Genomic DNA, 12,461 nt, shown 5'->3' on the forward strand with positions numbered 1-12,461 from the left:
CGGTGATCGCCATGACGGCACAAGTGACCTTCCGGCAGGCGGACGACCGCGATCTCGACCTTCTGGTGGGAATGTACGACGGCGCTGCACGGTGGATGCTGCGGAGCGGCATCGACCAGTGGAAGCCCGGTGGGAAGAGCGCCGAGCACTTCCGTGCCCGGATCGGCGCGGGTGAGGTGTGGCTGGCGGCCCACGACGGCCGGGCGGTCGGGGCGTACGAGCTGTGGTGGGAGGACGAGCAGGCCTGGGGTCCTCAGCCGCCGGTCGCCGGGTACGTCCACCGGCTGATGACGGAACGGGAGACGGCTCCGGCCGGTACCGGGCGGGCGCTGCTCGCGCACGCGGAGGGGCGCGTCGCGGCCGGTGGCCGGGCGGTCTCCCGTCTGGACTGTGTGTCGAGCAACCCGCGGCTCCGTACGTACTACGAGGCCGCGGGCTACCGTGCCGTCGGCGAGGAGCCGGGAAAGCTCGCCGCCGACGGCACGCGTTACGGGGTGGTGCTCATGGAGCGGGCGATCACTTCGCCGTGAAGACCGCCACCGTCCGCGCCGGGACCGTGAAGGTGCCCGAGGCCGACTCGTAGGACGACGCCTTCACGACCCGGTCCGAGCCCGCCGTCTGCACCGGGTGCAGGGCGTAGGGGGTACCGGCCAGGCCGGAGACCCGCTGGGTCTGCTGCTGCGTGCTCGCGTTGAAGACCACCACCAGTTCGCCCAGGCGCATCGTGATCACGCCCGGGGTCTCCTCGCTGCCCGAGAGCGGGAAGGACAGGGTGTCCTGCACCTGCCCCGCGGTGGCGAGGGAGAACGCCGGCTCGGTGGTACGGATCTTCTGGAGGTCGCGGTACGCGGCGGAGGCGCCGTCGATCTGCTCGCAGCCGACGTTCAGGGCCGGGTTCACCAGGAGCGGCTTTCCGTAGCCCCACTTGGCCTTGTTGTCGGGGGCCGGCGGGAGGCCGCGGCCGAAGCCGTTGCCGTCGCCGCAGTCCCAGTGGATCGCGTTGAACCAGTCGCCGCTGTCGTACGAGTTGCGGTCCAGGGACTTGGAGCGCAGCAGGTCCGAGCCGGCCTGGGAGAGCGCCGGGCCCTGCGAGAGGGTCGCGGTGGCCATGGCGAGGACCTGCATGCGGGCCCGGTCGGCCGCCGTCGTGCCCGCCGGGAGCTTGAAGGCGAGCGCGTCGTACAGGGACTCGTTGTCGTGGGCGTCGGCGTAGGCGAGGGCCTCGCCGGGGGCGGCGGCGTATCCGGCGGGGGCGCCGTTGTAGTCGACCTGGCTGCCCTTGACCGTACGGCCGGAGGTGTCGGTGAAGGAGTAGTCGGCGAGGTTGCCGGTCAGGCCGACCTTGATGAGGTCCTGGTAGTGGAGGAGCCGGGCCTTCTGCTGCTCCGGGGTGCCGTTGGCGGTGGACGTGTTGGGGTCGGTGAAGAGGCCCGAGGCGAAGCCCTGGACGCCGGGGTCCTCGTCGAAGGGGCCGCCGCCGCGGACGGCGTCGCGGGCCCGGTCGGAGAAGGTCGCGATGCCGGTGCCGGCCATGTTCTTCTGGGTGGCCTGGACGAAGCGGGCGTCGTCGGCGATCTCGCCGAAGTTCCAGCCCTCGCCGTAGAGGATGATCGCCTTGCCGTCGACGCCGTCCTCGGCGAGCGTCAGCTCGTCCAGGGCCTTGCGCACGGCGAGGATGTTGTCCTTGGGGTGGTGGCCCATGAGGTCGAAGCGGAAGCCGTCGACCTTGTAGTCCTTGGCCCAGGTGACGATCGAGTCGACGACGAGCTTGCCCATCATCGCGTTCTCGGGCGCGGTGTTGGCGCAGCAGGTGGAGTTGGCGACGGCGCCGTCGGCCTGGAGGCGCTGGTAGTAGCCGGGGACGATCTTGTCGAGGACGGACTTGTCGGACTGTCCGGCGGCGACGGTGTGGTTGTAGACGACGTCCATGACCGTGCGGAGTCCGGTGCCGTTGAGGGCCTGGACCATCTGCCGGAACTCGACCGTGCGGCGGGTGCCTTCGGGGTCGGTGCTGTAGGAGCCCTCGGGGACGGTGTAGTGGAGTGGGTCGTAGCCCCAGTTGTAGGCGTCCTTGGCCGCGGCGGCGGCCACGCAGGCCTGCTGCTCCTCGGAGTCGGGGGCGTAGACCGTGAGGTCGCAGGCGGGCTCGGTCCGGTCGGACTTCTTCTCGGGGATGGTGCCGATGTCGAAGGCCGGGAGGAGGTGGACGTAGGAGGTGCCGGAGGAGGCGAGGTCGCGCAGGTGCTTGTTGCCCTTGCTGGCCTTGTCCGTGAAGGCGAGGTAGGTGCCCCGGTGGTCGGCCTTCGCCGTGGGGTCCGCGACGGAGAAGTCACGGATGTGGAGTTCCTGGATCTGGGCGTCGCGCAGCGGCACGGCGGCCGGCTTCTTCAGGCCGCTCCAGCCGGAGGGGGCGAGCTTCGGGTCGGTGAGGTCGACGGCGAGGCTGCGGGCGGAGTCGGTGGTGAGGGCGGTGGAGTAGGGGTCGGTGACCTTGTTGGTGACGACCTTCTGGACGGTGGGGGCCCAGACCTTCACGACGTAGCGGTACGGCTTGCCCGTCCAGGACTTCGGGCCGGTGACGGACCAGACGCCGGAGGTGTCGTCGCGGCGCATGGGCACGGTCCGGCCGTCGAGTTCGAGCGCCACGGACTGCGCGGTGGGGGCCCACACGGAGAGGCCGACCCTGCCGCCGCGGAAGACGGGGCCGAGGGTGGCGCCGGTGGCCTTCTTCGCGTACAGGTCGTCGAGGATTCCGGCGGTCTGGACGCCGGTGGCGGCGAGCAGGGCGCCGTTGGCGGCGCGCTGGGTGGCGACGAGCTGGCCGCGCAGGGAGTCACGGACGCGGTCGGTGTCGCGCGGGTCGACGGTGAAGGCGGGGTACTCCTTGAGGTGCGGGTACTTCGCCTTCTGGGCGTCGGTGAGCGCGGTCTGGTTGAGCCGGAGCCACTGGCCCTCGGTGTTCAGGGCGCCGTCGGTGACGGTGATGCCGCCGTCCTCGGCGTACACGAGCTGCTGGCTGGTGGCCTCGGTGGCCTTGACCTTCCAGACGACGGTGTTCCGGTCGATCCACTGGGCCTCGGCCTTGCCGAGGTCGAGGTTCGGGGCGCCGCCGACGGTCGGGAGGAGGTACTTGGGCTGCCCGGAGAGCATCCAGACCTCGTGGCCGAGGCTCGCCAGGTCGAGGGACTGGTCGGTGGGCAGGTCCTTCTCGTCGCCCTTGTGGAGGATGTACGAGAGGGAGCCGGCGCCCTCGGTGAGCGGGACCTCGTAGACAGCGCCGTACGCGTCGAAGCGGACCGGCATGAGGGGCTTGGACCAGTCGGTGGGCTGGGCGGCGCCGGTCCAGGTGTGGAGGCCCCAGCCGTCGTAGTTGCCGTCGGCGCGCTGGTAGTGGAGGACGGCCTTGGTCTTGTCCGGGGTGGCGGGGGCCGGGTTGGTGTCGGCCTGGCCGTCCTGGCCCTGGGTGATCCAGACCTCGCCGGTGCGGCCGAGGTCGACACTGCGCTGCGGGCCGTCGGCGGTGCCGTTCTTCTCGACGGTGTACGCGACGGTGGACGCGCCTTCGGGGACCTTGACCCAGGCGAAGCCGCCGTGGGCGTCGCGGCCGGTGAAGGCGGCTTCCTGGCCTGCGCCCTTCAGGGTCCAGCCGTCGTAGTCGCCGTCCTCGCGCTGGTAGTGGACGACGGCGTAGGCGCGCTCGACGGCGACCGGCTTCGCGGGCGCGGGAGCCTGTCCGGCGGTGGTGGCGGCGGTGGCGCTCGCGGTGCGGCCGGTGCTGTCGACGACGACGGCCTTGTAGCGCAGCGGGGTGCCGGCGGGGGCGGTGACGTGCTGGGTGACCTTGTAGGGGGCGTGGTCGGCGGTGCCGAGGGTCTGCCAGCGGCCGTTGCCGGTCTGGGCGGCGAAGACGACCCGGTTGAGGCCGCCGCCGCTGACGTCGGCGGTGAGCTCGACGGTGCCGGTGGCTCCGGCGGCCGGGGCCTTGAGGCTGATGGACGGCTTCGCGGCGGGGGCCGGGAGGGGCTTGTCGGCCTTGAGGACCAGGGAGGAGAGGGCGGGGACGGTGACGGTGACCTTGCCGTTCGCTGCGGCCACCGCGCCCTGGCTGCCGTACAGGGCGCGGAAGTTCGCCGAGTCGACGGGGACGGTGACCGTCTTGTCGGTGGTGGCGCTGTTGGTGGCGACGAGGTACTCGGTCTTCGTCCTCGTGTCCGTACGGGAGAAGGCGTAGACGGAGCCCTCGGCGTACCGTTCCTGCTGGACGCCGTCGCGGAGGGCCGGGTTGTCGCGGGTCAGCTTCGACAGGGCGGCGACGGACTTGTACACCGGGTGCGTGGTGTCGTACGCGTCGGTGGCGTGGGTGCGGTCGGTGCCGAGCTGGTCGTCGTCGAGGTAGTCGGCGGTCTTCGAGGCGAAGAGGGTCTGGCGGGCGTCCTTGTCGCCGCCGGGGCCGGTGAAGCCCTGCTCGTCGCCGTAGTAGATCACCGGGTTGCCTCGGGACAGGAACATCAGCTCGTTGGCGAGGGTGGCCCGGCGGACGAGTTCGGTGTCGGAGGCGTTCGGGTTGTCCTGCTTGAGGAAGGTGCCGATGCGGCCCATGTCGTGGTTGCCGAGGAAGGTCACCTGCTCGTAGGCGTTGGCCTTGTCGGTGGTGTACCGGTAGTCCTCGGCGAAGACCTTGGCGAGCCGGTCGGCTCCGGCGCCCTGGGAGGCGAAGGCGCGGGCGGCGTCCTGGAAGGGGAAGTCGAGGGTGGCGTCGAGCCGGCCCCGGGTGACGTACGGGGAGGTGACGGCGGTGTCGGCGGAGTAGACCTCGCCGAACATGAAGAAGTCCTCGCGGCCCTGCTTCTTGGCGTAGGCGTCGAGGGCGGTGGCCCACTGGGTCCAGAAGTCGAGGTCGACGTGCTTGACGGTGTCGATGCGGAAACCGTCGATCTTGAAGTCGCGGACCCACTTCTCGTAGATCTTCCGCATGCCGTCGACGACCTCGGGGCGCTCGGTCCACAGGTCGTCGAGGCCGACGAAGTCGCCGTACTCGGCGGACTCGCCGGCCCAGGTGGAGTCGCCCCGGTTGTGGTACATCGTGGGGTCGTTGAGCCAGGCCGGGACCTTGGCGTCCGCCTTCTCGGTGGAGGCGACGGGGGTGTACGGGAACGAAGAGGCGTCGACCTTGCCGACGGCGTCCCGGTCGTCGAAGGGGCGGCCGTCCTTGTCGAGGTACGGGTAGGCGCCCTTGGGGCGGTAGCCGTACTTCTGCTCGGCGTAGTCGACCGTGTCGGCGGTGTGGTTGGTGATGACGTCGAAGAAGACCTTCATGCCCTTGCGGTGGGCGGCCGCGATCAGCTTCTCCAGGTCCTCGTTGGTCCCGAAGTGCGGATCGACCTGGGTGAAGTCGGTGATCCAGTAGCCGTGGTAGCCGGCGGAGGCGTCCTTGCCCTCCCCCTGCACGGGCCGGTTCTTGAAGATCGGCGCCATCCAGATGGCGGTGGTGCCGAGGCCCTTGATGTAGTCGAGCCGCTCCGTGAGGCCCTTGAGGTCGCCGCCCTGGTAGAAGCCCTTGTCGGTGGGGTCGAAGCCGGTCTGCGTACGGCTTCCGGTGAGGCCGCCCCGGTCGTTGGAGGTGTCGCCGTTGGCGAACCGGTCGGGCAGGACGAAGTAGAACTGCTCGCGGGTGAGGTCCTGGCGGGCGGGCTCGGCCGCGAGCGCCCGGTCGGAGGGCGGGGCCGGGGGCCTGGGCGCGGCGGCCGCGGGGACGGCGGGCACGAGGGCGGCGCACAGGGCGGCGGCCAGTGCGACCGCCGTTCTCTTGCGTGTCACGGGGGTGCTCCCTGGAGGAGGGACGGGGTACGGGTGGGAGGGCCGCCCCGGTGGGGGCGACCCTGGAGAGGAAGGGAGGTCAGCTGCGGAACGTGTCGTTCAGGACGAGCTGGCCCGAGGCGGGGACGGTCGCGGTGCGGTTGGCGCCGGACTCCCAGGTGACGTTTCCGGCGGCGTCCTTGCGGATGTACTTGTACTCGAAGGCCGTTCCTGCGGGCAGGCCGACGGTCAGCTTCCAGACGGGGTACGTGGCCGGGTCGAGCTTCAGGGCGGCGGCCGGGGACCAGTTGCCGAGCTCGGCGCGGTTGCCGGTGACGTAGATGTTCTGGCCGACCACGGTGGTGGCGGTGGCGTTGAAGGACGCGCCCGAGGTGGCGGGCGGGGTCGTCGGCGGGGTCGTCGGGGTCGTGCCGGAGCCGCAGCTCGTCGCGTTCACGTGCAGGGCGAGCGCCGTGTTGGCGCCGAGGGTGGCCGTGAACTGGCCGGATCCGTTCACCGTCACGGCCGTGTTCGACTGGACGTCGCAGTAGGAGCCGGCGGGCAGCGAGGTCTGGAAGGTGCGGGTGAGCGCCGAGGACTCGTGGTTGATGGCCACGTACGCCTTGGAGCCGCGGCCGAACGCGATCGCGTTGTTGCCGTTGTCCCACCAGCCGGTCACGGCCTGGCCGCGCGCGGTGTTGCGGAAGGCGACCATGGAGGAGATCTCGCGCCAGGCGTGCTGGCACTTCCAGCCGTCGGTGTAACAGGCGTTCACCTGGCCGCCGTTGGGCGGGCCGGCGTCCTTGTCGGTCCACTCGTAGCCGGAGTGGACGTCGGGGGCTCCGTAGGGCCAGGCGAGGGCGAAGACGGAGGCGAGGGTGTAGTTCGCGCCGTCCTTGTAGGAGAGGGTGTCGCCGCCGCGCTCGGTGTCGTGGTTGTCGACGAAGACGCCGGCCTGGCCGGAGGGCATGTAGCCCCAGGCCTCGCCGAAGTTCTTGAGGGAGGAGAGCTTCTCGCTCTGCACGATCCGCTTGAGGTCGCGGGCGTAGCGGAACTCCTGGACGTCTCCGCTGCCGAGGTACTCGCTCGGGGAGACGGCCTCGCCCGCGCCGTGGATCGCTTCCTGCTTCCAGTACACGCCGGGGTTGGTGAGCCGCGACTTGATGTTGGCGAGGTCGGCGGCCGGCATGTGCTTGGCGGCGTCGATGCGGAGGCCGTCGACGCCGAGGGAGAGCAGGTCGTTGAGGTAGCCGGCTATCTTCCCGCGGACGTACTCCTCGCCCGTGTCGAGGTCGGGGAGCTGGACCAGTTCGCAGTTCTGGACGTTGCCGCGGTCCTGGTAGTTGGAGATCGAGGAGCGGCAGTCGTCCATGTCGGAGCCGGAGTAGAGGCCCGGGTAGTCGTACTTGGAGAACGGGGTCCCGCCCGTTCCCGTGCCGGAGCCGTTCGCCATGTGGTTGATGACGGAGTCGGCGACGACCTTGACGCCGGCCGCGTGGCAGGTGTCGATCATGCTCTTGAAGGCGGTGCGGTCGCCGAGACGTCCGGCGATCTTGTAGCTGACCGGCTGGTAGGAGGTCCACCACTGGCCGCCCTGGAGGTGTTCCTGGGGCGGGGAGACCTGGACGTATCCGTATCCGGCGGGGCCGAGGCGGTCGGTGCACTCGCGGGCGACGGAGGCGAAGTTCCACTCGAACATCACCGCGGTGACGTCCTTCTCTCCGGGCGGGCCCGCCTGCGCCGGGGCGTTGCCCGTGACGGCCACAGCGGCTCCCGCCACGAGGGCGAGTGCAGCTGCCACGGTCTTTCTGGCCATGATTCCTCCTGCTGACTTCACTGTCGCAAGAAGTTGCCGAAAGTATCAGCAACTGTTTTCAGCCGTGACCGTACGAGTGCCCCGACGCCCGGTCAACCCTCCGGACACCGCAACGCAAGTTGTTACGTAAGGACTTGCGGGACCGTCTGCGGGTGGACGGCCCTGGCCGGCGGCTGCGCCGTGGAGCCGCGGACCACCAGCTCCGGCTGGAAGACGAACTCCGTGCGCTGCACGGGATTCCCCTCGATCTCCTCCAGGAGCGCGCCGACGGCCGCCGTCGCCATGGCCTGGACGGGCTGGCGCACGGTGGACAGCGGCGGGCTGGTGAAGGCGATCAGCGGCGAGTCGTCGAAGCCGACGACGGAGACGTCCCCGGGCACGTCGAGGCCTTGGGCGCGGACGGCGCGGATCACGCCGAGCGCCATCAGGTCGGAGCCGCAGACGATGCCGGTGCAGCCCTCGCGGAGCAGGATGTCGGCGGCCGCGTGCCCGCCCTCGACACCGAAGAGCGTGGGTCTGATGAACCGTTCCGCGTCGGCGCGTTCGACACCGAGGAGCTCGTACAGCTCGGCGGTGAAGCCCTCGGCCTTGCGGCGCGAGGGCACGTAGCGGGTGGGGCCGATGGCGAGGCCGATCCGCTCGTGGCCCAGCTCGACCAGGTGCCGTACGGCCATGCGGGCCGCCGCCCGGTCGTCCGGGGAGACGAAGTTGGCGTCGATGTTCTCGTTGTAGCCGTTGATGAGGACGTACGGCACGCCCCGGGCGGTCAGCCGGGCGTACCGCGCCGGGTCGGCGGAGGCGTCCGCGTGCAGCCCGGAGAGGAAGACGATGCCGGCCACCCCGCGCTCCACCAGCTGTTCGACGAGTTCGTCCTCGGTGGCGCCGCCGGGCATCTGGGTGCAGAGGACCGGGGTGTAGCCGTGCCCGGCGAGGACCTGTTCGACGACCTGCGCGAACGCCGGGAAGATCGGGTTGGTCAGCTCGGGGACGACGAGGCCGACGAGGCCCGCGCTGCGCCGTTTCAGCCGTACGGGACGCTCGTAGCCGAGCACGTCGAGCGCCGCGAGCACCTTGTGCCGGGTCGCGCCGGCCACCCCCGCCTTGCCGTTGAGGACCCGGCTGACGGTGGCCTCGCTGACCCCGGACTGGGCCGCGATGTCCGCGAGCCGCGGGGCGCCGTTCCCGGCGCCCCGCGGCAGGGGGATCGTCACACCGCCCACCAGGCGGTCGAGTCGGCGGGCAGGACCGCCTCGTCGTCGACGACGGTGATCTCCTCGTTCGAGAGAAGGAACCGGCCGGGCAGCGGGACGGAGATGGCCCGGCCGGTGGTGTTGGCGATGCAGGCGAAGCCGTCACGGCGGAAGGAGAGCACACCCTCGGGTGCCTCCAGCCACTCGACGGCCTCGCCCGCACCGAGTCCGGGCTGCGCCCGCCGCACGGCGAGGGCGCTGCGGTACAGCTCCAGGGTGGAGCCGGGGTCGCCGGTCTGCGCCTCGACGCTCAGACCGGCCCAGGTCGTGGGCTGCGGCAGCCAGGAGCCGCCGTCGCCGAAGCCGTACGAGCTGCCCTCGACGGTCCACGGGATCGGCACCCGGCAGCCGTCGCGGAAGCCGTCCTGGCCGGACGCCCGCCAGAACGACGGGTCCTGACGGACCTCGTCGGGCAGGTCGGTGACGTCGGGCAGGCCGAGCTCCTCGCCCTGGTAGACGTACGCCGAGCCGGGCAGCGCCAGCATCAGCAGGGTGGCGGCGCGGGCCCTGCGGAGGCCGAGTTCACGGTCGCCGGCCTCGCGCAGCTGGGTGCCGAGGCCCGCCGGGTTGGCGAAGCGGGTGGCGTGCCGGGTGACGTCGTGGTTGGAGAGCACCCAGGTGGTGGGGGCGCCGACCGGGCGCATCGCTTCGAGCGAGTCGTCGATGACGCGGCGCAGTTCGGCGGCGTCCCAGTGGGTGCCCAGGTACTGGAAGTTGAAGGCCTGGTGCATCTCGTCGGGGCGCACGTAGTTCGCGGTGCGGTCGACGGTGGGGGTCCAGGCCTCGGCGACGAGGACGCGCTCGCCGTCGTACTCGGAGAGGACCTTCCGCCAGGAGCGGTAGATCTCGTGGACGCCGTCCTGGTCGAAGAAGGGCATGACGTCGTTGCCGAGCAGCTTCAGCTGGTCGTGGGCGCCGAGGTCGGGCAGGCCCTCGGCCTTGACCAGTCCGTGGGCGACGTCGACGCGGAAGCCGTCGACGCCCATGTCGAGCCAGAAGCGGAGGATCGAGCGGAACTCGTCGCGTACGGCGGGGTGTTCCCAGTTGAAGTCGGGCTGCTCGGGGGCGAAGAGGTGGAGGTACCAGTCGCCGGGGGTGCCGTCCGGGTCCTCGGTGCGGGTCCAGGCGGGGCCGCCGAAGATGGACTCCCAGTCGTTGGGCGGCAGTTCGCCGTTCTCGCCCTTGCCGGGACGGAAGTGGTAGCGCTCGCGCAGGACCGACCCGGGGCCCTCGCGCAGCGCGCGCTGGAACCACTCGTGCTGGTCGGAGGAGTGGTTGGGGACCAGGTCGACGATGATGCGCAGGCCCAGCGCGTGGGCTTCGCGGATCACGGCGTCGGCGTCGAGGAGCGAGCCGAACATGGGGTCGATGGCCCGGTAGTCGGCGACGTCGTAGCCGGCGTCGGCCTGCGGCGAGGCGTAGAAGGGGGAGAGCCAGACGGCGTCGACGCCGAGTTCCTTGAGGTACGGCAGCCGGCTGCGGATGCCCTCCAGGTCGCCCATGCCGTCGCCGTTGCCGTCGGCGAAGCTGCGCGGGTAGACCTGGTAGATCACCGCGTCTCTCCACCAGCCCGTGTGCGTGCCGGTGGTCGGGGCGTCGGCCGGGGTGGCGAGATGCTGGGTCATGTCTTCCCTGGGAGGTAAGGAGAGGCGTACAAGAACGGTGATCGGGCTCAGCCCTTGACGGCGCCGGCGGACATGCCGGTCACGAGGTGCCGCTGGGCGAAGAGGAACACCAGTGCCGCGGGGATGGCGATCAGGACGGAGGCCGCGGACATCGGGCCCCACTGGGCGCCGTACTGGTTGACGAACTTCTGGAGTCCGCCGGCGAGCGTGAGGTTCTCGTCGCCGACCATGAAGGCGGAGGCGTAGGCGACCTCGCCCCAGGCGGTGATGAACGAGTAGAACGCGGTGACCGCGATGCCCGGCTTGGCGAGCGGCAGGATCAGCCGCCAGAACGTGCCGAACGGGGTGAGGCCGTCGACATAGCCGGACTCGTCGATCTCGCGCGGGATGGTGTCGAAGAAGCCCTTCATCATCCAGGCGCAGAACGGGACGGCGATGGTCAGGTACGTGATGACCAGGCCGGCCGGCTGGTTGAGCAGGCCCATCGACGCCATGATGTTGTAGATCGGCACGATCAGGACGGCGACCGGGAACATCTGGGTGATGAGCAGCGTCCACATCAGGCCGCGCTTGCCGGGGAAGCGGAAGCGGCTGACGGCGTAGCCGGTGGTGGCGGCGATGAAGACGCCGACGACGGTGGTGAGACCGGCGACGAGCAGCGAGTTGGCGAACCAGGTGAGGAACGGGGTGTCCTTCAGCAGGTTCGTGTAGTTCTCGATCGTCGTCTCTTTGACGAAGTCCGTGGTGGTCGCGTACTTCGCGGGCTTGAGCGAGGTCAGCAGGACCCACAGCACCGGGAAGACGGCGATCACGGAGGCCACGATCAGCGTGACGTGCAGCCCGACGGAGGCGAGCGGCGAACGCCGGTTGCGGATCGGGGTGTTCACGGCCCGGTGGGCGTTCACGGCCCGATGGGTGTTCACGGTACGGGGGGTGGGCGTCGTGGTGGTCACCAGACTTCTCCCTGCTTGCGGAGGACGCGCCGGTAGAACGCGGCGAAGACCATCAGGAGGATCAGGATGAGGACGCCCCACGTGGACGACTGGGCGAAGTCGCGCGGGCTGATCTCGAAGGAGAACTTGTACGCCTGGGTGACGAGGATCTGGGTGGCCTCGCCGGGCCCGCCCCGGGTGAGCAGGAAGATCACCGGGAACATGTTGAAGGTCCAGATGGTGCTCAGCAGGATCACCGTGGTGCTGACGGACCGCAGTCCGGGCATGGTGATGTGCCGGAAGCGCTGCCAGGCGCCGGCGCCGTCCATCTCGGCGGCCTCGTACAGCTCGCCGGGGATGGACTGGAGCCCGCCGAGGAGGGCGACCATCATGAACGGGATGCCGAGCCAGACGTTGACGGCGATGACCGAGAACTTGGCCCAGGTGGGGTCGTTCAGCCACGGGATGCCGTCCATGCCGACGCCCGAGAGGATCTGGTTGAGCATGCCGCGGCGCTCGTCGTAGAGGAAGCGCCAGGCGAAGACGGAGACGAAGCCGGGGACCGCCCAGGGCAGGACCAGCAGCATCCGGTAGAAGGAGCGGCCGGCGATCTTGCGGTTGAGGATGTTGGCGAGGGCGAGGCCGAGGCCGAAGGTGACGGCCACGCAGGAGACGGTCCACAGGACCGTCCACCCCAGGGTGGCGAGGAACTGGCTGCCGGTCACCGCGTCGACGTAGTTGTCCAGGCCGACGAACTCGTACGTCGCCGGGATCTCGTTGACGCCGATGCTGCGGGCGACGTTGCGCTCGGTGGCATCGGTGAACGACAGGTAGATGCCGCGGACCAGCGGGTAGCCGATGATCACGCCGAGGACGACGACCACCGGGGCGACCATGGCCCAGGCGTACCAGTGGGTGGAGAGGGATCGACGCACGGCGCCGCCGTTGTGACCAGTACCGCGGCTCCGGCCGCGGGTGACAGTGTCACCCGCGGCCTTCGCCACCGACTGGCTGGGAGTGTCCACAGCCATCAGTCGGCCTG

General features: G+C 70.5%; 7 protein-coding genes. 1 reads left to right on the forward strand and 6 read right to left on the reverse strand.

The window, feature by feature from the left end; translation table 11 throughout:
* The first annotated feature begins 11 nt into the window (after positions 1–11).
* Positions 12–530, forward strand: coding sequence for a GNAT family N-acetyltransferase (locus OG514_RS04705; RefSeq protein WP_266891132.1), 519 nt, complete (start codon positions 12–14; stop codon positions 528–530).
* Here the strand turns inward: OG514_RS04705 and pulA are convergent.
* The 6 genes from pulA to OG514_RS04735 form a co-directional block, all read right to left on the reverse strand.
* Positions 517–5,817, reverse strand: a complete 5,301-nt coding sequence (gene pulA / locus OG514_RS04710; protein ID WP_266891134.1) for a pullulanase-type alpha-1,6-glucosidase — start codon at positions 5,815–5,817, stop codon at positions 517–519. The genes OG514_RS04705 and pulA overlap by 14 nt on opposite strands.
* Positions 5,818–5,896: 79 nt before the next feature.
* A complete protein-coding gene (locus OG514_RS04715; protein WP_266891136.1) occupies positions 5,897–7,612 on the reverse strand; it encodes a carbohydrate-binding module family 20 domain-containing protein in 1,716 nt (571 codons plus the stop codon).
* Positions 7,613–7,734: 122 nt separating this feature from the next.
* Positions 7,735–8,832: a LacI family DNA-binding transcriptional regulator gene (locus tag OG514_RS04720; protein WP_266891138.1), complete on the reverse strand. Its 1,098-nt coding sequence runs from the start codon at positions 8,830–8,832 to the stop codon at positions 7,735–7,737.
* Positions 8,820–10,487, reverse strand: a complete 1,668-nt coding sequence (locus tag OG514_RS04725) for a glycoside hydrolase family 13 protein (RefSeq protein ID WP_266891140.1) — start codon at positions 10,485–10,487, stop codon at positions 8,820–8,822. The genes OG514_RS04720 and OG514_RS04725 overlap by 13 nt, the downstream gene beginning before the upstream one ends.
* Before the next feature lie 47 nt (positions 10,488–10,534).
* Positions 10,535–11,410, reverse strand: coding sequence for a sugar ABC transporter permease (locus OG514_RS04730; protein ID WP_266900745.1), 876 nt, complete (start codon positions 11,408–11,410; stop codon positions 10,535–10,537).
* Positions 11,411–11,436: 26 nt separating this feature from the next.
* Entirely contained in the window at positions 11,437–12,450 is a 1,014-nt protein-coding gene (locus OG514_RS04735) for a carbohydrate ABC transporter permease (protein WP_266891142.1), read from the reverse strand.
* Between the last annotated feature and the right edge of the window lie 11 nt (positions 12,451–12,461).

This window comes from Streptomyces sp. NBC_00572, assembly GCF_026341815.1.
Classification (GTDB): domain Bacteria; phylum Actinomycetota; class Actinomycetes; order Streptomycetales; family Streptomycetaceae; genus Streptomyces.

What these genes read in the sequence shown, in the direction of transcription:
- OG514_RS04705 (WP_266891132.1), top strand. Translation starts at nt 12, where the DNA reads ATGACGGCACAAGTGACCTTCCGGCAGGCGGACGACCGCGATCTCGAC.
- OG514_RS04715 (WP_266891136.1), bottom strand. Translation starts at nt 7,612, where the DNA reads ATGGCCAGAAAGACCGTGGCAGCTGCACTCGCCCTCGTGGCGGGAGCC.
- OG514_RS04725 (WP_266891140.1), bottom strand. Translation starts at nt 10,487, where the DNA reads ATGACCCAGCATCTCGCCACCCCGGCCGACGCCCCGACCACCGGCACG.
- OG514_RS04735 (WP_266891142.1), bottom strand. Translation starts at nt 12,450, where the DNA reads ATGGCTGTGGACACTCCCAGCCAGTCGGTGGCGAAGGCCGCGGGTGAC.